Raw genomic sequence first — 19,624 nt, forward strand, 5'->3', positions numbered from 1 at the left:
CGCAACCTGTGGTCACATGATCCTCCGTCGCGTGACCGGCTCGAGCAACCTTTTTGACCTGCGTGAGATTGTGTTGATGATTGTCTACCCTGCGAAGCTTGGAATCATGATGCGGCGTGCCGCCAGGCGGCTCGGCGCGAAGATTGCGGCGCTTTCCGGTTCGGCCGCAAAGTCTGAGCCAGCCGATTTCGGCCAGTTCCAGGAGCGAAGCGCGGAGGACGAGGCGAGCGCGCTGCGACAAAGTCGTGATGGATACAAGGCGGCCTTCGAGGCCCTGAGTGTGGAGGCCACCGAGCTACGCCAGGCGGCCGATGGATACAAGGCAGCCTTCGAGAACCTGAGCGCCGAGGCGAGCGAGCTGCGCAGGGGGCGTGACGGCTACAAGAGCGCGTTCGAAAACCTGGACCTCGAGGCCAGCGAGCTGCGCCGAGGTTACGACGGCTACCGTCGCGCCTACGAAGAGCGCTGCTCTGATCTGGCCTTGGCGCAGGATCGGCGGAAGCGGGTGCTGGACAGCCTCGAAAAATCCAGAGACCCCAAGCGGACTCTGCCGCAGGGCCTGGCGGGACGTCAGCTCTGCTTCATGCACATCGGCAAGACGGCGGGCACCTCTCTCCAGCACGCCCTCTTCGAAGCCATGCAGGGCGCGGCGATCTTTCACGAGTCGCTCGAGAATTTCGATGAAGCGTCGCCGGCGGAGATTTCGCTCAATGATCTCGTGATCGGACATTTCAGCTATCAGCATGTCGCCAAGCTTCGTCCCGACCGTTTTCTTTTCACCTTCCTGAGAGACCCCGTCGAGCGGGTGATTTCGAACTATTACTTCCTGCGATCGGCATCGCCGGTGTCGGACTATAGCAGACGGGCGGTCGAGATCGCCCGGGAGACGACGCTGTCCGAGTTTCTCGCCTGCGAAGATCCGTCAGTCCTGATGGTGACGCAAAACCTGCAAGCCAAGTTCATCGCACATGACATCCGACCGGAGAATCAGGCCGCAATCCGCGATCTGCGCCACGAGGCCGAACAAAATCTGTCGCGCTTCGACTTTGTCGGCATCGTGGAGCGGTTCGATGAGGGCGTCGCGATCCTGTCGCAGATGATCGGGCTCGATCTGACGGCGAAGCGCCTCAACGTCAACGAGCTCCGCGCGTCGAACCCGACCGTTTCGCAACACGACATCGACAGCATCAGGCGCCTGAATGCCGTCGATCTAGCGCTCTACGACAAGGCACGCGGTCTCTTCGAGCAACGCCTCCGTATGACCCAGAGGGGGCCTGGTCATTGGCATGGAGATGAGCGCGCCCGGCTTGCAGGCCGGCCATCACCGCCGTGACATCTCGATATCGACCCCGGTGATTTCAGTGCCCGCCGGCCGAATGGATACCGTCTGCCGGCGACCTTGCGTGGTCAGCGCCAGTCCGGCCGAAAAAGTCTGGCCGCGCGCCTGGGCTTCGATGCGGTTGCCGACAGCGCGGCCCTCGATCGTGCCGGAGGCGTTGTGGCTCGACTCCGTCCACTGGCCGGAGATCTCGCCGCCGCGATAGGCGACGTCACTGGAGAGGTCGATGTTGTAGCTGTCGCTGGCGCAGCGGATGTTGAGCCGCAGCTGCTCGCCGGCGCCGCCGACGTCATAGGCCGCGCGGCAGCGCAGCCGCTCCTGGTTGCCGCCGGACAGGTTGATCACGCCGCCGCCGGTCCAGGCGCCCTCCAGCGCGCGGAATGGCGAGGCGGGCGCGCCATGGGCTGCGCCGCCCAGTGCGAGGGCGGTGAGCAAAGTGGGAATTGCAAGGCGTGAGGCGCGCATCATCGGGCTCCGTTTCATCGTCGAAAAGCGAGCGACAACGCCTGATCACCCGATACGTTCGATGCGTCACCTCAAAAATTGACCGGAATCGTTCTATTTCTGGTCACGACAGCTTGAACAGCGTCCGCAGGAAGTCCGTCACCGCCTGCCGCGCCGCCTCGGCTGTGGCCGGATTGCCGCCGACATGCGGATCAAGCTCGACGCAGGCGTCCTGATAGGTGAAGGGCTGCTGCGTCTCCGCATTCATCAGCATGCCGCCGTCACCTTCGACGATCCGGCAGTTGCGCACGGTCTGAGCCTTGGGCGCGAGCGCCAGCATGTTGGCGCCGAGCAGGCCGAGATCGAAGCCATGCGGCGAGTCCGGATATTCGGTCAGCTCGACGTCGCGCCCGGCGGCCCTCAGCCGCTCGACGAAAGCCTTGCAGGTGCGCACCGGGTTGTAGTCATCAGGCCCGCCGTGAAAGATCCGGATCGGCCGCGCCACCAATTCGGTGTCGTCGCGATAGGTGGTGGAGCAATCCGGATAGAACGGGATGTAGGCGGCAAACTGCAATCCGGAAGTGTTCCAGCGCTTGTGGAAGCGCTGCAGGCTCGCATACAGCGCCGCCTGTCCGCCGCGCGAGAAGCCCATCAGCGCGATGCGCTCGGGATCGACGCGCGGATGCTTCGCCAGCACATCGAGCGCATGATAGATGTCCACGATGAAATTGAGCCGGCCGAGCAGCGCCTGGTTGGTGCTGGTCGCGGTGATGCCGCGCCCGGTGAAGCCGTCGATCACGAAGGTCGAGATCCCCATCGCATTGAAGGTCCGGCTCCACGCTGCGATATTGCCGCCGACGCCGCCCGAACCGTGCATCAACACGACCACCGGCATCCGGCCGCTGCCCTGCGCAACGCGCAACTCGCCGGCCAAGGTGACCGGCTTGCCGCCCTCGTCGCCGGCAAGGAACTGCCGGTCGGACAAAGTGAGCGAAGGGATCGGATACATCTCGATCCGCGCCGGCAGGTCCTTGGAAATACCCTGGGCCTCTGTGCCGAGCGAAACACTGACTAAGGTGAGCAGTGCCAGGGCAGCCGTCGTAACCAGGTTTCGCCAGCACTGAGCAGCGTAGCGCGCCACAGGCGCAAAACAAACATGCGCGGCATGTGCGATCCGCGCCGCACCACCGTATCGCTCCATCGGCATGCTCCTGGTCTGCCGCTTTTTGGCGCGGCTTTGGATCCGAGTAGAACGGGCGCGGGAGAAACTGTCAAACTCGTGCCAGAGTTGTGTCCACGATGAGCAGTGGACAATTTGGCCGAGGGAGGAGGAATGATGCGCCGCACGAATCCGCGTCGGATACCTATGGAGCCGGGCGGCGAGCGAAGAAGTTAGAAGTCTGTCATATAGTCGCGGTCTATTCAGCGCCCAGATGGGCGGCGTAGGGGGCGCCGTGGTGCGAGCCGCTGCTGCTTCCGTCGCATTGCAGGGACGAGCCGGTGACAACTGCTGAGAACGTGCTGCCGTGGAAAAACGCGCCCGACGCCGTGGCTTGCAACTATGCGCTTGGCCATTTGTTTCGCAATGTTCCGGCGTGCCTGACGATCGACGGACGCATTCATGCCGAGACCTACATGTCCGCTGTCGGAGCGATCGCGGGTTATGCCGCTCAGCGCACGCTGTTTGCGGCCAGCCCGCCTGTTGTTGGGAGCAATATCAACCGGCTGACCGTCAAATCCGGCGACGCATATTGGTTTGGCGATTCCCTCAACAACATGCTCGTGCCGGAAACGCAGGCCGATGGAAATCGCTGCGTCTGGTCGCTGGCAGCTGGCGGCGCTCTCGGAGCAGGCCTGAAGATCGAGCAGATGCCGAAGCTGGGTGCAATGTTCGAACATGTGGCGTCGACGATTGGTGGACCCGATGAAGGCAGGTCATCGGTCCCTGCACCGCACCAGGCTCACGTAGCGGCACGCGATCTATTGAAGGCGGTTTGGCCGGTGGCAATGGTCTGTTTCGCCGGAAAAATCCCTGGCGCCGGTCGCGAGTTCGGCATCGCCCCAATCGCGTGGTGGTCTGCGATCGCTGCGCAGGCAGCAAGCCGTCCCATTCATGATGTGAGAGGCGTATTGTCTCCAGATATCGCGCTGACCTTGTTGATGGAGTCGGCCATCTACTGCAGCAAGCTTGACCAGGCACGTATCGAAGCGGCCTAGCTGCTGAACGCCTGATGTCTGCAAGACAGCCGTCCAATTGGCGGCCGCGGTAGGCGCCTCACGCGTCGACCAGCCCCGGCTTGCCCGCGAGCGTGACGAACGACCGCGCGGTCGACACCGTGCCGTCGGCGACGCTGATGCGGTCGACGACGCGGTAGTCGGCCTGCCAGCGGTTGGGCGTCACGACATGGCGGATGTAGCCGCGCTGGTTGCTGAAGAACTTCAGGTGCGGATTGTTGGCCATCAAGGTCGGCTCGTTGTCGTAGCGCGCGAAGCCGTCACCGTCGGACGAGATCGAGGTCGCCAGGAATTCCACGCCGACGCAGGGCGAGGCCGGGTTGCGCCAGTCCTGCTTGAGCTCGAGCGCGACGCCCTTGTGCAGATCACCGGTCAGCACCACCGTGTTGGTAATGCCGGCCTCGCGCAGCATCTGCATCACGCGGTCGCGCGCGGCGCTGGCGCCGTCCCATTTGTCGAGGCTGCGCAGCGGCGCGTCCGACGACGGCAGCCATGGGAACGAGCGCCAATCGAACGGGGCGAACATCACCTGCTGCGCCAGCACCTGCCAGGTCGCGCGGCTGCCGCGCAGGCCGTCGGCCAGCCAGCGCTCCTGCTGCGCGCCCATCATGGTGCGATCGGGCTCGCTGGCCTCCGCACAGTCCTTGATGCCGTCGCCGCAGGGCTGCTTCGAGCGGTATTGCCGCGTGTCGAGCACGGCGATCTCGGCGAGCCGGCCGAAGGCGAGGCGTCGATAGGCGAGAACGTCCGGCCCGCGCGGCAGCTGCGCCCGCCGCACCGGCATGTGCTCATACCAGGCCTGGAACGCGGCCGCGCGCCGGAACAGGAAGACTTCCGGCGGCGTATCGCGGCTGTCGCGGTCGCCGGCCCAGTTGTTCATCACCTCATGGTCGTCGAAGCTCGGCAGGAACGGGCACGAGGCGTGCGCGGCCTGCAGGTCGGGATCGGTCTTGTAGAGCGCATAGCGCTGCCGGTACTCAGGCAGGGTGTAGCAGGTGGCGAAGTTCTTCGGCATCGGGCGCGGCAGCGCCACGCCCTTGTGGTCGGCGGCATAGGGATGTTCGTAGATGTAGTCGCCGTAGTGGAAGACGAAGTCGAGCTGGTCCTGCGCGATCGCGCGCCACGCCGTGTAGTAGCCGCGATCCCATTCCTGGCAGCCTGCCGAAGCGAAGCGCATCTGCGCGACGTCGGCGCCGGCCGCGGGAAAGGTCCGCGCACGCCCGACCGGGCTCTCCGCCTCGGGCAGGCGGAACCGATAGTAGTAGTCGCGCCCGGGAGCGAGGCCCGCGACCTCGACATGCACGGAGTGCCCGAGCTCCATGCGGGCGATCGCAAGTCCGGACTGCACGATGTCCTTCATCCCCGCATCGCTGGCGACCTCCCAGCTCACCTCGCGGGGCAGCGCGATCATCCCGCCGCGCGGCTGCAGCGGCTCGGGCGCGAGCCGGGTCCAGATCACGAAGCCGTCGGGAGCGGGGTCACCGGAGGCAACGCCGAGCGTGAACGGGTTGGATTTCAGCGCCGGCGTCTGCGCCCGCGCGATGTGCGTGAGCGGCGCGCCGAGCGGCAGCAGGCCGGCCTGCAATGCCATGCGGAGCAATGTTCGCCGGTCGAGGCCGGAGCTGATCGGGAATCTGGGCATGGCGGCAGTCTAGCCGCCGGAGCCGCGCCTTGCATCAGGCTTCGCAAGGCCGTCTCCTCCTGGGCCTTGTCTGTCACGGAGTCATGACAGCAGATCGCAACGGTCTTGACGCCGTTGATATGTCACCTGCACGACGGGCAATCTCCGCATGGCGCGCATGTCCAAACCGCCCGTCGTGCCAGTTTGTCGCGCATGCATCCCTTGCCTTGTCGGGCAAATCACCCTCACAGTCTCGCGCATCCCGGCTCGCTGAAGAGGGACGTTTCGCGATCGTCACGAACGTCGAGCCGGAGATGCGATGGGCGCGTCGCTCTGCAGCCTGATGTCACAGTCGGGCCGACGAACGGAGTGAGGCGACGGCGAAGTGGTGTGGTCCTGGTCTCCCGACGCTGAGACCAAGCCGGTGGTGATGATCCGCTGGTGACGGGGGCAAGACAGCCGGTCCCCGGGGAGAGCACCTATAACCCGCAAAACCGTCGCGCAGGGAAGGCCGGATATTGGGCTGAACCTGTGGTTCTGCCGCGTGCTTATCTGCTGCACGCGGACCGCGGGTGTCAGTCGATACCCGGTCTTCCCTGCGCCTCTTCGTCCAGAGAAGAGGTTGGCCGAATGCAAAGCTCGGGCGCAAGTCGCCGCGGGATCGCTTCGTCATATCCGCTGTTTGACGCGTCCAGGCCAATACACATCCAGCGGACGATGTCATGCAGTGACATCAACGGAGTCGGTGTGATGACACCAGATGACGGCATCGTGAACGATCCGTTAGCAGCTCGACGAAAGCCTGAGAATATGCGCGCCGGCAGAGGCCAATCGGAGGCAAGGCGCCTCTCGACCGCGTCGGAGCGGGACTGATGAGCAGCGAGCTCCGCGAAAAAATGTCGCGCAGTCTGCAGCGTCACTGATCCGTAACGGATATGCGGTCGTCTTATCGTGGCGGGCTCATGCGCTATCTCGTGGCCCGCGTCGAATGGGAGGACCGCGACAAAGTGCGCAGCCGCCGTCGATGTCCTCGGCGTCGTTGTCGCAGGCGGCGTTTTGTTCAGGAAAGAAGCTGGCCGGGAGCTAACAGGTCACCTATGTAACCGCCGCACGAAAGTTCGTCAGCTCGCGACCGTGGTATACGGCGCGCCAAGTTTGTGAGCGACGACCTGGGGCAGGGCGACCGGTCATTCTTCGATGATCGGACCGGCCCTGAATCGACCCGGGAATGATGCGCGCCGCGAAGTAATCAGATGGGCTTCATGTTGAAAGAGCAGTTGATCCGTTCTGCCGGTGCGATGGTCTGTGGCGCATCGCTCCTGACGCTTGCGGCGTGCAGTGACCGCAATGCCGCCTCAGCGCCGGGAACCGGTAATCCTCCGGAGGTTGGCGTCGTCAATGTCATCTCGGCGCCGGTGACCTTGACCAAGGACCTGCCGGGACGGATCACGTCGATGCGGATTGCGGAGGTGCGTCCACGCGTCAGCGGCATCGTCGTCGAGCGCAGCTTTCAGCAAGGCGCGATGGTCGAGGCGGGCGCCGTGCTCTACCGGATCGATCCGGCTCCGTTCGAGGTCGAGCTCGAGAAGGCGCGCGCCGCGCTCGCCAAGGCCGAGGCCGTGCTCTATCAGGCGGACCGGCAGGAAGATCGACTGAAGAACCTTTTGAAGGGCGAGGCGACCACGCAGGCGCAGTATGAGCTGGCCGTCGCGGCGGAGCGTCAGGCCCAGGCCGAGGTCGCCGCGCAGAAGGCCTCGGTGGCGCAGGCCCAGCTCAATCTCGACTGGGCCACGGTGCGGGCGCCGATCTCCGGCCGCATCGGACGTGCGCTGGTGACCGAAGGCGCGCTGGTCAATCCGAACGAGACGACGCATCTTGCGACCATCCAGCAGCTCGATCCTGTGTATGCCGACTTCACGCAGTCCGTGGACGAGCTGAATCAGTTGCGGCGTGATCTCGCCGAAGGCCGGCTCAAGAGCGTGTCGCCGGAGGCGGCGCGTGTCCGTCTCGTGTTCGACGACGGCTCGACCTACAAGCATGCGGGACGGCTGCTGTTCTCCGATGTCAGCGTCGATCCGTCCACGGCCAAGGTCACCTTGCGCGGCGAGTTTCCGAATCCGGAGGGCGAGCTGCTCCCGGGCATGTATGTCCGCGTTCAGATCGAGGAGGCGATCGACACTGCGGGCATCGTCGTGCCGTCGCAGGCCGTGCAGCGGACGACGGCCGGCAACAGCGCCGTCTACGTCGTCAACAATGAGGGGCGCGCGAACCTGCAGCCGGTGCGGCTCGGGCGTTCGCTCAACGGCGGCATGCTGATCGAGGATGGTCTCAAGCCCGGCTGGAAGATCGTCGTCGACGGCTTCCAGAAGTTCGGGCCCGGCAGTGCGGTCACGCCGGTGCCGTGGAAGATGTCGGTCGCCGACAAGCCGTCCGCTGCGAAGTAAACGTGGCCCGCGGCCCGGAGAGCATCTCACATGTCACCCTTTTTCATCGCACGTCCGATCTTTGCCTGGGTCGTGGCGATCTTCATCTGTCTCGGCGGCATCCTGTCGATTCCGTTCCTGCCGGTCGCGCAATATCCGATCATCGCGCCGCCTTCGATCTCGATCTCGACCGCTTATCCGGGCGCGTCGACCGAGAACCTGTATTACAGCGTCACGCGCCTGATCGAGGAGGAGCTCAACGGCGCCGCCGGCATCCTGAACTATGAATCGACCAGCGACACCACGGGCGAAGTCGAGATCATCGCCCAGTTCAAGCCGGGCACCGATATCGAGCTCGCCGCGGTCGACGTGCAGAACCGTATCAAGCGCATCGAGCCGCGTTTGCCTGAGGCCGTGCGCAAGCAGGGCATCGTCATTCTCGAGGCCTCGAGCGCCATCCTGCAGTTCGTCACGCTGACCTCCACCGATGGCAGCCTCGACGAAATCGGTCTCGGCGACGTGGCCACCCGCTACGTGCTGCCGGAGCTGCGGCGCCTGCCGGGCGTCGGCCGCGCCCGTCTGTTTGCCACCGAGCGCGCGATGCGCATCTGGCTCGATCCGGACAAGCTGCTCGGTCTGGGCCTCACCGCGCAGGACGTCGATGCCGCGATCGCTGCGCAGAACGCGCAGGTCGCCTCCGGCATTCTCGGCGTGCCGCCGTCGCCCAGGGCCCAGCGCACGCAGAACACCGTGCTGGTGAAAGGGCAGCTGGAGTCGCCGGAGGAGTTCGGCAACATCGTGCTGCGCGCCAATCTCAATGGCTCCGCCGTCAAGCTGTCCGACGTCGCCAAGATCGAGGTGGGCGGCCTGACCTACGCCTTCTCGTCCTGGCTCGACGGCAAGCCGGCCGCCGCGGTCGCGGTACAGTTGGCACCGACCGGCAACGCGCTCGCCACGGCGACGGCGGTGAAGACTCGCATGGCTGAGCTCGCCGCGTTCTTCCCGCCGGGCGTCAAATACGAGGTCTCCTACGACATCACCCCGGTCATCGCCGCCTCCGTCAAGAAGGTGCTGATGACCCTGGGCGAGGCGGTGATCCTCGTCTTCCTGGTGATGTTCCTGTTCCTGCAGAACATCCGCTACACGCTGATTCCGACCATCGTGGTGCCGATCGCGCTGCTCGGCACCTGTGCGGTGCTGCTCAGCCTCGGCTTCTCCATCAACGTGCTGACGATGTTCGGCATGGTGCTCGCGATCGGCATCCTGGTCGACGACGCCATCGTCGTCGTCGAGAACGTCGAGCGCATCATGGCGGAGGAGGGGCTGTCGCCCCGCGAGGCCACCGTCAAGGCGATGGAGCAGATCACCGGTGCGGTCATCGGCATCACGCTGGTGCTGATGGCGGTGTTCGTGCCGATGGCCTTCTTCCCGGGCTCGGTCGGCATCATGTATCAGCAGTTCTCGGCGTCGATGGTGGTGTCGATCGGCTTCTCGGCCTTCCTCGCGCTGTCCTTGACGCCGGCGCTGTGTGCGACCCTGCTCAAGCCGATCGAGAAGGGCCACGGCCATGCCAAGCGCGGCTTCTTCGGCTGGTTCAACCGCTGGTTCGGCCGGGTGACGGAGCGCTACACCGGCGCGACGCGCTGGGTCGTCGCCCGCGGCGGCCGGTTCATGATCATCTACGTCCTGCTGCTCGCGGGCCTCGGCTATTCGCTGTGGCGCCTGCCGGGCGGCTTCCTGCCGGTCGACGACCAGGGCTTCGTGATGGTCGACGTGCTGACGCCGGCCGACGCCAGCACCAACCGCACGCTCGATGTGGTGCAGACGGTGGAGAAGAAGCTCGCGGAGACGCCCGGCATCGACACGGTGTCCTTCATCGCCGGCTTCAGCTTCTACGGCCAGGGCTCGAACACGGCGCAGGCCTTCGTGACGCTGAAGGACTGGTCGGAGCGCGGCCGCAACGAGAGCGCGGACGCCCTGATCGCGCGTCTCAATCCGGAACTGGCCAAGATCCGGGACGCCGAGGTCTCGGTGCTGGCGCCGCCGCCGATCGACAACCTCGGCAACACGTCGGGCTTCAGCTTCCGTCTGCAGGACCGTTCGCAGCGCGGCTATGACGCGCTGATGGCGGCGAAGGACCAGTTGTTCAAGGCCGCCGCGGAATCGCCCGTGCTCGGCAAGCTCAGCGTCGAAGGCCTGCCGCCGGCGCCGCTGGTGCGGCTCGAGATCGACCGCGCCAAGGCGGCCGCGCTCGGGGTGACCTTCGCCGCGATCAACGGCGCGCTGTCGACCAGCCTCGGCTCGAACTACATCAACGACTTCCCGAATCTCGGGCGCATGCAGCGCGTCGTCGTCCAGGCCGACGAGGACAAGCGCACCAAGCCCGATCATCTGCTGACCTACAGCGTCCGCAACAATGCCGGCGAGATGGTGCCGTTCTCGTCGTTCGCGCGCATCGCCTGGTCGGTCGGTCCGACCCAGGTCGTCGGTTTCGACGGCTATCCGTCGGTCCGCATCACCGGCAATCCGAAGCCCGGCTACACCTCGGGCGACGCGATCGCCGAGATGGAGCGGCTCATGGGCACCTTGCCGAAGGGCTTCGGCTACGCCTGGACCGGACAGTCCTTGCAGGAGAAGCTTGCGGGATCGCAGGCGGTGTTCCTGCTCGGCCTGTCGATCCTGTTCGTGTTCCTGTGTCTCGCCGCGCTGTATGAGAGCTGGGCGATTCCGTTCGCCGTCATGCTCGCGGTGCCGCTCGGCCTCATCGGGTCGGTCGCCGCCGCCTGGCTGCGCGGCCTGCCCAACGACGTCTATTTCACGGTGGGCGTCATCACCATCATCGGCCTGTCGGCCAAGAACGCCATTCTCATCATCGAGTTTGCCAAGGACCTCCGGGCCCGCGGCACGCCGCTGATCGAGGCGACGGTGACCGCCTGCGAGCTCCGCTTCCGGCCGATCATCATGACGTCGCTGGCCTTCATCCTCGGCGTCGTGCCGCTGGTGATCGCCACCGGCGCGAGCGGCGCCAGCCAGCAGGCGCTCGGCACCGGCGTGCTCGGCGGCATGATCACGGCGACCTTCCTCGCCGTGTTCTGGGTGCCGGTGTTCTTCGTGATGGTGATCCGGTTCTTCACCCGCGGCAAGGAGACGGTCCCAGCCGGAGCCAAGGAGGAGGTGCCGTCGGCGGCGCATTGAGTCTGATGCGGCGGCCCAGGTCCGCAGGGCGGATCTGGGCCGTTCCCACGAGAGGAGGGCGCCGGAGGTGGCCGAGATCGGCGATCCCGCGTCCGGCCGGTGGCCATATCCCTGATTCTGCTTCTAATTCCGAACTGTGGGATGAGGGGCAGCCCTGCCGAAAGCCGCTTTTCGCCGCCGAAACAGCCGTGTTAGAAGGCCGCCAACGGTCACGATATCGGGAACGGGCGGGAAGCGCATGAAGGACATCCTGGACACCCTCGAGGAGCGGCGCAAAGGCGCCAAGCTCGGCGGCGGCGAGAAGCGTATCGAGGCGCAGCATGCCCGCGGCAAGCTGACGGCCCGCGAGCGCATCGAACTGCTGCTCGACAAGGGCTCGTTCGAGGAGTTCGACATGTTCGTCGAGCACCGCTCGACCGAGTTCGGGATGGAAAAGAACAAGATCCCCGGCGACGGCGTCGTCACCGGCTGGGGCACCGTCAACGGCCGCAAGACCTTCGTCTTCGCCAAGGATTTCACCGTGTTCGGCGGCTCGCTGTCCGAGACCCACGCGCTGAAGATCACCAAGCTGCAGGACATGGCGATGAAGGCGCGCGCGCCGATCATCGGGCTTTATGATGCCGGCGGCGCGCGCATCCAGGAGGGCGTCGCGGCGCTCGCGGGCTATTCCTACGTCTTCCGCCGCAACGTGCTGGCCTCCGGCGTGATCCCGCAGATCTCCGTGATCATGGGCCCCTGCGCCGGCGGCGACGTCTATTCGCCGGCCATGACCGACTTCATCTTCATGGTGAAGAACACCAGCTACATGTTCGTCACCGGCCCCGATGTCGTGAAGACCGTGACCAACGAGGTGGTGACGGCCGAGGAGCTCGGCGGCGCCTCGGTGCATGCGACGCGCTCCTCGATCGCCGACGGCGCGTTCGACAACGATGTCGAGACGCTGTTGCAGATGCGCCGTCTGATCGACTTCCTGCCGTCCAACAACTCCGACGGCGTGCCGGAATGGCCGAGCTTCGACGACATCGAGCGCGTCGACATGTCCTTGGACACGCTCATCCCGGACAATCCGAACAAGCCCTACGACATGAAGGAGCTGATCCTGAAGGTGGTCGACGAGGGCGACTTCTTCGAGATCGCGGACCTCTTTGCCAAGAACATCGTCACCGGCTTCGGCCGCATCGCCGGCCGCACCGTCGGCTTCGTCGCCAACCAGCCGATGGTGCTGGCCGGCGTGCTCGACTCGGACGCCTCGCGCAAGGCCGCGCGCTTCGTCCGCTTCTGCGACGCCTTCAACATCCCGATCGTCACCTTCGTCGACGTGCCGGGCTTCCTGCCGGGCACCGCGCAGGAATATGGCGGCCTGATCAAGCACGGCGCGAAGCTCTTGTTCGCCTACTCGCAATGCACCGTGCCGCTGGTCACCGTGATCACCCGCAAGGCCTACGGCGGCGCCTTCGACGTCATGGCCTCGAAGGAGATCGGCGCCGACATGAACTACGCCTGGCCGACGGCGCAGATCGCGGTGATGGGCGCCAAGGGCGCGGTCGAGATCATCTTCCGGGCCGACATGGCGGACCCGGAAAAGATCGCCGCCCGCACCAAGGAATATGAGGACCGCTTCCTGTCGCCGTTCATCGCCGCCGAGCGCGGCTATATCGACGACGTGATCATGCCGCACTCCACCCGCCGCCGCATCGCCCGCGCGCTCGCGATGCTGCGCGACAAGAAGATGGAGATGCCGGCGAAGAAGCACGACAATCTGCCGCTGTGAAGCGGGGAACGAGGGGGGGGCGGAGGAGGTCCCCGCTTTGAAGTCTCACGAAATCGAAGGGCGCGGCAGCTTTCCCGCTGCTGTGCTCGGCGCGGCAATCTGGCACTTCCGCGGACCCTGGCGTTAAGCATCCGGCTTAACTAACCTTTAACGATGGGTTTGCGGGAACTGGGCCGCTGGCCTAGCTTTGATGGTCAAGGCAGGCGAGTGCGTAGGGTAGAGGTCGCGTATCATGGCTGATAGAACATCGGCGTTTTCTTATCGGGTTTGGGTTGCCTGCGCAGGGGCCGCCGCGCTGATGCTGTCGTCGCAGGCCGCCTCGGCCGGCTCAGGCGCTGCGGTGGCGGCGCCGGTCGCCGCTGCGCCCGCTGCAGCTGGCCACGTCGCGCCGCCGGTGACCATCGTCCGTCCGCACCACCGCTTCTATCGGCCCTATTTGCCGGCGACCGGCGCGTTTGCGTATGGCGGTACCGGCGAGCCGGTGATCCAGCAGATCCCCGAGCGCACCTCGGCGGACGTGCGTTACACCTATACCTACGACGTGCCGTGGGACTGGGCGCACCGCTATCCGCCGAACGTCGTGCCGTCCGACCGGCCCTATGTGTCGAGCTGTCCGATGCAGACGGTGACGGTGCCGGGACGCCGCGGCGGCGATCACAGCGTCACGATTACGCGCTGCTATTGACGGCTTGAGCCAGCTCAATGCGGTCCGCGTGAGCGCGGCCTAGATATCACCAAACACCGACCGGCTTCGCTCGCGCGAGGTCGCGAGGTGACGAGGCCCGGACTCCTAGGCACTCCGGGCCTCGTTGTCTTTCTGCTAGTCTTCCGCCCGCCTGAGTCGGCGCGGGGGAGGCTGCGATGATCGGACTGACGACCAGGTCGTGTCGCGTGATCGTGCGGAGCTGTCTGGCGCTGGTGCTCTTGGTTACAGCGGCTGAAGCGGCCCGTGCCGACGAAACTGTGACTTTCGGCGGCTCGCGTGTCGCGCTGATCCGGCCCAAGGCGGTGCGCGCCAGCGTGATCCTGCTGCCCGGCGGCGACGGCGCCATCAATGTCGGCGACCACGGCGACATCCACGGCCTTCTCGGCAATCAGTTGGTGCGAACGCGCAACGCCTATGCGGCCCGCGGGCTCGCGGTGATGATCGCCGACGCCAATACCGACCTCAAGGCGGCCGTCGACTATATGGCCGCGATCAAGCGCCCGGTGACGGTGATCGGCACCAGCCGCGGCACCTTGCGCGCCGCCGAGGGGATCGCGCGTGGTGCGCGGCCGGATGCGCTGGTGCTGACCTCCGGATTGCTCAGCCAGGACTCGGGCAGTTCGTCGAACGTGATGTCGATCCTGGGCTCGCCCGCGGCGCTGCCGCGCACGCTCGTCATCCATCACACCAATGATGCCTGCAAGGTCACGCTGCCGGCCGGCGTCGAGCCCTTCATCAAATGGTCCGGCGGCCGCGCCCGCGTCAAATGGCTGTCGGGCGGCGCGGAAGAGGGCGATCCGTGCCAGGCCCGTGGACATCACGGCTTCAACGGGCTCGATGGACAGGTGGTGTCGCTGGCCGCAGGATTTCGCTGAGCCTTTGATCGCTGGTAGGCTGTGGCGCCAAGACCAATAACAACCCGGAGGAACCCATGCCCGCAGCCATCTTCGTCGTCCGCGCCACCGTGCCCGATCCGGCTAGGCGCGACGCATTTGACCGCTGGTATCGCGACGTCCATCTGCCCGACGCGATCAAGAGCTTTGGAGTCAGCAAGGCGTGGCGCGTCTGGAGCCTCACGGATCCCGCCGTGCATCAGGCGATGTATCAGTTCGACGACGCCGTCTCGATGGAGCGGGCGGTGGGCGGCGGCGAGATGAAGCGGCTGATCGCCGACTTCAATCGCGACTGGCCCGACGTCACGCGCACGCGCGAGAGTTTCGTGCTGGCGCAAATTGTCGGGGCCTGAGCCGCAGTCGGCGGCCCTTGCACCGGCATCATTCCTGGCGATGCCTGAACGTTTCAGCTCGCCCTGAGACTACTCCAGGGAACGCCGCATCGCGGCGTCTTGAGGGAGGGAATGGTGCGATGAAGATTCTAGCCGCTTCCGCGATCGTGATCGGGCTTGGCCTGTTCGGTGTGTCGGCTGCTCAGGCAGTCCCGCTCGCGCCGGTGTCGCCAGCCTTGCTGCAGGGCCCGTCCGGCGTGGAGATCATCCAGGTGGCGCAGGGGTGCGGGCCCGGTTTCCACCGCGGACCACGCGGCGCATGCCGGCCGCTCTACAATTGTCCCCCGGGCTGGCACACCGGCCCTTATGGCAAGCGCTGCTTCCGCAACTGGTGAGCCCGGCGCCGCGGCAGGGACGCGGCCTCGCCGGTGTCCCTTCCGCGTGTGATCGCCTGGGCTATTTGCCGAGAAACTCCAGCAGCAACGCGTCGTACTTTGCGGGCGCATCCAGAAACACGAGGTGGCCGGCATTTGCGATCACCTCGGCCCGGGCGTCGCGCATCTGACTTGCGAGGGTTTTGGCAAGTTCCGCATTCTGTCCCATCTTGGCGCGCAGGGCCTCCGGCGCATTCGGCCGTCCCGGCGCGTTGTGATCATCGGCGCCCATGATGAACAGCGTCGGCTGTGTGAGCAGCGGAATTTCGTGCACGACCGGCTCACGATAGATCATCTGATAGGAGCTGACGAAGCTCTTCAGCCAGCGAGAATAATCCGCGCTGTCCTTCAGATTGAACCGTGCGTCGATGAACGGCGTGACCTGATCGGTCGGCAGCTTGAGTGCGTAGTTGGTTTCGAGCTGCTTGCGGTAACCCTCGGCGGTGAGGCGATCCTCGTTCGCCATGATGGTCTCGGAGGCGATCGGCGGAACGTACATGCGATAATCCTCCAGGCCGATCGGCGCGGTCAGCACGAGATGCGTGACGCGGTCGGGATAGGCGCGGGCGATGCGCACCGCGAGCATGCCGCCCATCGAATGCGCAACGACCTCGGCCTTGCCAATCCCGAGGTGATCGAGCAGCGCGATGGTGTTGCGCGCCAGCGTATCGAAATGCAGCTCGCCCGTGGGCTTGGACGATTTGCCGAAGCCGACCTGATCCGGCACCACGACGCGGAAGCCGGCGCCGGTCAGCGTCTTGATGACCGGTGCCCAGTAGCTCGAGGGGAAGTTGCGGCCATGCAGCAGCAGAACGGTCCGGCCGTTCGGCTGCGCCGGCGCCACGTCCATATAGGCCATGCGCAGTTGCTCGCCGTCGTTCACCAGGGGCAGCAGGCTGACCGGGTAGGGATAGGGGAAGCCTTCGAGATTGACGCCATAGGGTTCGCGCGCAGTATCGGCAGCCGGGGCCATGGTGGGCGCGACTGCGAGCAGGGCGGCGAAAAGTGCGACGGCGAAGCGAGACATTGAAACTCCAGGACGGACACGACGACATCGTCGTCAACCGTCCTGCGGTGACCCGCGTTCGCTCGGGACGCAAGCACGCTCCGCTCGCAAGCGATAAACAGCGCGTGATGCTCAGCCGTCAGCCGGCCCGAACAGCGCCGCGAAATGCCTTTCGCCGGCACGGCTGAAGTTGACGACCCTGCTACCCGGCGTCGTATCGCGCGCGGCCCATTTCAATTCGGTGAAACGCTTCATCAAGGCTGCGCCGAGCGTTCCGGCCAGATGGTGACGCCGCGCGCTCCAGTCGAGACAAGCCTTGCACACGGGGCGGCGCGGGTGCGCCAGCATCTCCGGCGAGATCCGCAGATGCCGCGCCAGGAACTGCTCGCCGTCCTCGGTCAGCACGATCTCCTGCTTGCGCCGGCGCACCAGCCGCTGCCGCACCATGCTGTCGAGCATCTGCACGCCGAGGTCGCCGGCCAGATGGTCGTAGCAGATGCGTGCGCGGCGCAGCTCCGGCTCTTTTGGCCCGGTGCGCACGCGCATGTGACCGGCACGGGCCGCAAGCCCGGCGAGCTTTTCCAGGACGTCGGCGACATCGGGATCGGCGAGCCGGTAGTAGCGATGGCGGCCCTGCTTCTCCGGCTCGACCAGCCCGCCGCCCTCGAGCTTGGCGAGATGCGAGCTCGCGGTCTGCGGCGTCACGCCCGCCTCCTGCGCGAGCTCGGTGGCGGTCAGCGCGCGGCCCGAGAGCAGGGCGGTCAGCATGTTCGCGCGGGCGGGGTCTCCGACCAACGCTGCAACCATCGCGATATCAGGGCCTGATTTCATACTTCGATGCTAGGCGAAGCATTGCCGCCGGGCAAGCGGATAGTGTCGGTTGTGTCAAACATACTCGAGGTTGTCATGACGATCACCGTCTTCATCCGCTATCGCATCGATCCGTTCAAGCGCGACGTGTTCGAGCACTATGCGCAACGCTGGCTCTCGATCATTCCGCGCTGCGGCGGCGATCTGATCGGCTATTTCATGCCGCATGAGGGGACTAACGACGTCGCCTATGGCCTGATTTCCTTCGACAGTCTGGCCGCTTACGAGCGCTATCGCGCGACCTTGCGCAATGATGCGGAGGGCCGGGCGAATTTCGCACTCGCGGAGGAGCACAAGCTCATTCTGGGCGAAGAACGAACATTTCTGCGCAATGTCGTAGCCGTGCGATGAGAGCGGTATTATGCTGGTGCAACCAAAAAGAGTTGGGAGGGATGACATGACGGTCACCACGGCAGACAAGCGCGCCGCCTTTCGCAGGCTTCATGAGTCCGGCTGCTTCGTGCTGCCGAATCCGTTCGACGTCGGCACCGCGAAGATGCTGCAGCATCTCGGCTTCAAGGCGATCGCCTCGAGCAGCGCCGGCTTCGCCTGGTCGATCGGCAAGGCCGACACCCACACGGCGTTGGACGAGATGCTGGCGCATCTCGCCGCGCTGTCGGCGGCGGTCGACATTCCCGTCAATGCCGATTTCGAGGGTGGCTTCGCCGAGGCGCCGGAGGGTGTGGCGGCCAATGTCGCGCGCGCGGTCGCGACCGGCGTCGCTGGTCTATCGATCGAGGATTCCACGGGCGACAAGGACCATCCGCTGTATGATCGCGAGTTGGCGGTGGCGCGCATCCGCGCCGCGCGAGGAGCCATCGATGCCAACGGCGGCGACGTGCTGCTGACCGGCCGCTGCGAGGCGTTTCTCTGGGGCAAGCCCGACCTCGGCCTCGTCATCGATCGACTCTCGGCGTACGCCGAGGCTGGCGCGGATTGTCTCTATGCACCGGGGATCAAGACAGTCGAGGAGATTGCCGCCGTCGTCAAAGCGGTCGCGCCGAAGCCGGTCAACCTGCTGATCGGGGCGTCCGGTCTCTCGCTGAGTCAGGCCGCCGACCTCGGCGTGCGCCGTATCAGCGTCGGTGGTTCACTGGCGCGGATGGCCTGGGCCGGCTTCATGCGCGCAGCCAAGGAGATGGCCGAGCAGGGCACCTTCACCGAATTGGCCAACGGCTATCCCGGGGGCGACTTGAACAAGATCTTCGGTTGAGACCAGGCTGCACATGAGAGAAGCCGCGGCCCGGGCCGCGGCTTCTTTTGACGATCAAAACGCGCTGCGCCTAGTCGCGGTCTACACCAATGCCGACGCTCACGCCGGGCGCACGGATCCCGATGCCGCCGCGGTCCTCATAGCGATGGCGTTCGATGTAGCGCTCCCGCGGCGCATAGGCGTAGGAGCCGCGGTCGCGGTCCTCGATGATGACACGACGCTCGCGGTGCTCCCGCCAGCAGCGGCCGTCCTCGTTGCAAACCATGCGGACCGTCTGGACGTCGCGCTGCGGGGTCACCGAAACCTGCGGCGAGAGTGGCGCAGCCGAAGCAGCCGTCATCATGAGCGTGCCGGCCGCAGCCGCGAGAGCCAAAGCTTTCATTGTTCGTCTCCTCCAGGAGTGTTGTGTCAAAGTGCCGCACGTTCAATCGCGAAGCGCGGCAATCGTTCCAGCGCGGCCTCCTTCGCGTGCAACAAACACGTCGTGTGCAACAAACAAAAAGGCGGCGGATGATCGCTCACCCGCCGCGGAGTTGCTGATGGCGCTGAGCCATCCGCGAGATTGGTTGTTGGTCTTATTTGGCGTTGTTGGTCTGGCCAGCCGGCGGCGCTGCCGGCGTGGTCCGGTCACCCGCGGCACCGGTGGTCACGCCGGGCGAGGTGTTGGTGCTGCCCTTGCTGGTCGACGCCGACTGCGAGGCAGGGGTCGTGCTCGCCTGGTCGGTCCGCATCGAGGCGCTGTTCAATCCATAGAACACGGCGCCGAGCAGGATCGCGATGCCCAGAGCATAGGCCGCCATGCGGCCCGTCGACGCCCGCCCTTCGGTGAGTTCGGGATCGGGCTGCAGTTGGCTGTCCAGCCGCGCGGCGCGCTCGTACTCAGTGCCGCTCATGCCGGCGCCGGTCATGTCAGCACCGGTCACGCCGGGCCGCGTGCTCATGTCTGGGCGGTTCATGCCGTCGGGGTAACGTTCGTTCGGAAGTCGTTCGTTGGCCATGGAGGTCCTCCTTGCAATTGTCCCCCGACAACCAGGGCAGCCCCGGCTCTGTTCCGCGAAACCCTGCGAATTCGCGCGTTGCGCCGCGCATCGACGCGCTAAGGTTCCGCGTCAGCGTGAGCGATTCTGATTGACTGATTTGCC

Annotated in this window: 18 protein-coding genes; 11 read left to right on the plus strand and 7 right to left on the minus strand. The window is 65.6% G+C overall.

Translation table 11 applies throughout. The features are described from left to right. Positions 1 to 31: 31 nt before the first annotated feature. Positions 32 to 1,333 (plus strand): sulfotransferase family 2 domain-containing protein, encoded by a 1,302-nt coding sequence (locus tag ACQR1L_RS15195; protein WP_434858725.1) that lies wholly within the window; start codon positions 32 to 34, stop codon positions 1,331 to 1,333. Here the strand turns inward: ACQR1L_RS15195 and ACQR1L_RS15200 are convergent. Next, positions 1,322 to 1,807, minus strand: coding sequence for a hypothetical protein (locus ACQR1L_RS15200; RefSeq protein WP_434858726.1), 486 nt, complete (start codon positions 1,805 to 1,807; stop codon positions 1,322 to 1,324). The genes ACQR1L_RS15195 and ACQR1L_RS15200 overlap by 12 nt on opposite strands. Before the next feature lie 100 nt (positions 1,808 to 1,907). Next, on the minus strand, positions 1,908 to 2,984 hold the full coding sequence (locus tag ACQR1L_RS15205) for a dienelactone hydrolase family protein (protein ID WP_434858727.1): 1,077 nt from the start codon (positions 2,982 to 2,984) through the stop codon (positions 1,908 to 1,910). Positions 2,985 to 3,283: 299 nt separating this feature from the next. On the opposite strand from ACQR1L_RS15205, the gene ACQR1L_RS15210 reads away from it, so the two are divergent. Then, positions 3,284 to 4,000: a hypothetical protein gene (locus tag ACQR1L_RS15210; RefSeq protein WP_434858728.1), complete on the plus strand. Its 717-nt coding sequence runs from the start codon at positions 3,284 to 3,286 to the stop codon at positions 3,998 to 4,000. 58 nt (positions 4,001 to 4,058) lie between these two features. Here ACQR1L_RS15210 and ACQR1L_RS15215 read toward each other — a convergent pair whose 3' ends face one another. Continuing rightward, positions 4,059 to 5,660: an alkaline phosphatase D family protein gene (locus ACQR1L_RS15215; RefSeq protein ID WP_434858729.1), complete on the minus strand. Its 1,602-nt coding sequence runs from the start codon at positions 5,658 to 5,660 to the stop codon at positions 4,059 to 4,061. Positions 5,661 to 6,901: 1,241 nt separating this feature from the next. On the opposite strand from ACQR1L_RS15215, the gene ACQR1L_RS15220 reads away from it, so the two are divergent. The 7 genes from ACQR1L_RS15220 to ACQR1L_RS15250 all read left to right on the plus strand — a co-directional run bounded on the left by ACQR1L_RS15220 (position 6,902) and on the right by ACQR1L_RS15250 (position 15,354). After that, entirely contained in the window at positions 6,902 to 8,083 is a 1,182-nt protein-coding gene (locus ACQR1L_RS15220; RefSeq protein WP_434858730.1) for an efflux RND transporter periplasmic adaptor subunit, read from the plus strand. A gap of 30 nt (positions 8,084 to 8,113) precedes the next feature. After that, the gene (locus ACQR1L_RS15225) at positions 8,114 to 11,257 is read left to right on the plus strand and encodes a multidrug efflux RND transporter permease subunit (protein ID WP_434858731.1); all 3,144 of its coding nucleotides are present in this window, start codon (positions 8,114 to 8,116) and stop codon (positions 11,255 to 11,257) included. 238 nt (positions 11,258 to 11,495) lie between these two features. Continuing rightward, positions 11,496 to 13,028, plus strand: coding sequence for an acyl-CoA carboxylase subunit beta (locus ACQR1L_RS15230; protein ID WP_006613293.1), 1,533 nt, complete (start codon positions 11,496 to 11,498; stop codon positions 13,026 to 13,028). Between the two features lie 232 nt (positions 13,029 to 13,260). Beyond that, positions 13,261 to 13,713, plus strand: a complete 453-nt coding sequence (locus tag ACQR1L_RS15235) for a hypothetical protein (RefSeq protein WP_434858732.1) — start codon at positions 13,261 to 13,263, stop codon at positions 13,711 to 13,713. 176 nt (positions 13,714 to 13,889) lie between these two features. Then, positions 13,890 to 14,609, plus strand: a complete 720-nt coding sequence (locus ACQR1L_RS15240; protein WP_434858733.1) for an alpha/beta hydrolase — start codon at positions 13,890 to 13,892, stop codon at positions 14,607 to 14,609. 56 nt (positions 14,610 to 14,665) lie between these two features. Continuing rightward, complete coding sequence (locus ACQR1L_RS15245; RefSeq protein WP_434858734.1) at positions 14,666 to 14,980, plus strand: hypothetical protein; 315 nt, start codon at positions 14,666 to 14,668, stop codon at positions 14,978 to 14,980. Between the two features lie 119 nt (positions 14,981 to 15,099). Further along, entirely contained in the window at positions 15,100 to 15,354 is a 255-nt protein-coding gene (locus tag ACQR1L_RS15250; protein WP_434858735.1) for a GCG_CRPN prefix-to-repeats domain-containing protein, read from the plus strand. A gap of 61 nt (positions 15,355 to 15,415) precedes the next feature. On the opposite strand, the gene ACQR1L_RS15255 is transcribed toward ACQR1L_RS15250, so the two are convergent. Both ACQR1L_RS15255 and ACQR1L_RS15260 read right to left on the minus strand, forming a co-directional pair. Further along, complete coding sequence (locus ACQR1L_RS15255) at positions 15,416 to 16,420, minus strand: alpha/beta fold hydrolase (RefSeq protein ID WP_434858736.1); 1,005 nt, start codon at positions 16,418 to 16,420, stop codon at positions 15,416 to 15,418. A gap of 111 nt (positions 16,421 to 16,531) precedes the next feature. After that, positions 16,532 to 17,206: an ArsR/SmtB family transcription factor gene (locus tag ACQR1L_RS15260; protein ID WP_434858737.1), complete on the minus strand. Its 675-nt coding sequence runs from the start codon at positions 17,204 to 17,206 to the stop codon at positions 16,532 to 16,534. Positions 17,207 to 17,305: 99 nt separating this feature from the next. Here ACQR1L_RS15260 and ACQR1L_RS15265 point away from each other — a divergent pair, with 99 nt between their 5' ends. Both ACQR1L_RS15265 and ACQR1L_RS15270 read left to right on the plus strand, forming a co-directional pair. Then, a complete protein-coding gene (locus tag ACQR1L_RS15265; RefSeq protein WP_434858738.1) occupies positions 17,306 to 17,620 on the plus strand; it encodes an NIPSNAP family protein in 315 nt (104 codons plus the stop codon). A 46-nt stretch (positions 17,621 to 17,666) separates the two neighbouring features. Further along, entirely contained in the window at positions 17,667 to 18,482 is an 816-nt protein-coding gene (locus tag ACQR1L_RS15270) for an isocitrate lyase/PEP mutase family protein (protein WP_434858739.1), read from the plus strand. 70 nt (positions 18,483 to 18,552) lie between these two features. Here ACQR1L_RS15270 and ACQR1L_RS15275 read toward each other — a convergent pair whose 3' ends face one another. Together ACQR1L_RS15275 and ACQR1L_RS15280 are read right to left on the minus strand one after the other, a co-directional pair. Beyond that, the gene (locus tag ACQR1L_RS15275; protein WP_434858740.1) at positions 18,553 to 18,864 is read right to left on the minus strand and encodes a hypothetical protein; all 312 of its coding nucleotides are present in this window, start codon (positions 18,862 to 18,864) and stop codon (positions 18,553 to 18,555) included. A 193-nt stretch (positions 18,865 to 19,057) separates the two neighbouring features. Continuing rightward, on the minus strand, positions 19,058 to 19,480 hold the full coding sequence (locus tag ACQR1L_RS15280) for a hypothetical protein (RefSeq protein ID WP_434858741.1): 423 nt from the start codon (positions 19,478 to 19,480) through the stop codon (positions 19,058 to 19,060). Between the last annotated feature and the right edge of the window lie 144 nt (positions 19,481 to 19,624).

The organism is Bradyrhizobium sp. HKCCYLR20261 (assembly GCF_051168435.1).
Lineage (GTDB): Bacteria > Pseudomonadota > Alphaproteobacteria > Rhizobiales > Xanthobacteraceae > Bradyrhizobium.

Bases quoted from the DNA above. Each gene is read 5' to 3' on its own strand.
- ACQR1L_RS15200 (WP_434858726.1), bottom strand. From the start codon at position 1,807: ATGATGCGCGCCTCACGCCTTGCAATTCCCACTTTGCTCACCGCCCTC.
- ACQR1L_RS15205 (WP_434858727.1), bottom strand. From the start codon at position 2,984: ATGGAGCGATACGGTGGTGCGGCGCGGATCGCACATGCCGCGCATGTT.
- ACQR1L_RS15215 (WP_434858729.1), bottom strand. From the start codon at position 5,660: ATGCCCAGATTCCCGATCAGCTCCGGCCTCGACCGGCGAACATTGCTC.
- ACQR1L_RS15220 (WP_434858730.1), top strand. From the start codon at position 6,902: ATGTTGAAAGAGCAGTTGATCCGTTCTGCCGGTGCGATGGTCTGTGGC.
- ACQR1L_RS15225 (WP_434858731.1), top strand. From the start codon at position 8,114: ATGTCACCCTTTTTCATCGCACGTCCGATCTTTGCCTGGGTCGTGGCG.
- ACQR1L_RS15230 (WP_006613293.1), top strand. From the start codon at position 11,496: ATGAAGGACATCCTGGACACCCTCGAGGAGCGGCGCAAAGGCGCCAAG.
- ACQR1L_RS15235 (WP_434858732.1), top strand. From the start codon at position 13,261: ATGGCTGATAGAACATCGGCGTTTTCTTATCGGGTTTGGGTTGCCTGC.
- ACQR1L_RS15240 (WP_434858733.1), top strand. From the start codon at position 13,890: ATGATCGGACTGACGACCAGGTCGTGTCGCGTGATCGTGCGGAGCTGT.
- ACQR1L_RS15245 (WP_434858734.1), top strand. From the start codon at position 14,666: ATGCCCGCAGCCATCTTCGTCGTCCGCGCCACCGTGCCCGATCCGGCT.
- ACQR1L_RS15250 (WP_434858735.1), top strand. From the start codon at position 15,100: ATGAAGATTCTAGCCGCTTCCGCGATCGTGATCGGGCTTGGCCTGTTC.
- ACQR1L_RS15255 (WP_434858736.1), bottom strand. From the start codon at position 16,420: ATGTCTCGCTTCGCCGTCGCACTTTTCGCCGCCCTGCTCGCAGTCGCG.
- ACQR1L_RS15260 (WP_434858737.1), bottom strand. From the start codon at position 17,206: ATGGTTGCAGCGTTGGTCGGAGACCCCGCCCGCGCGAACATGCTGACC.
- ACQR1L_RS15265 (WP_434858738.1), top strand. From the start codon at position 17,306: ATGACGATCACCGTCTTCATCCGCTATCGCATCGATCCGTTCAAGCGC.
- ACQR1L_RS15270 (WP_434858739.1), top strand. From the start codon at position 17,667: ATGACGGTCACCACGGCAGACAAGCGCGCCGCCTTTCGCAGGCTTCAT.
- ACQR1L_RS15275 (WP_434858740.1), bottom strand. From the start codon at position 18,864: ATGAAAGCTTTGGCTCTCGCGGCTGCGGCCGGCACGCTCATGATGACG.
- ACQR1L_RS15280 (WP_434858741.1), bottom strand. From the start codon at position 19,480: ATGGCCAACGAACGACTTCCGAACGAACGTTACCCCGACGGCATGAAC.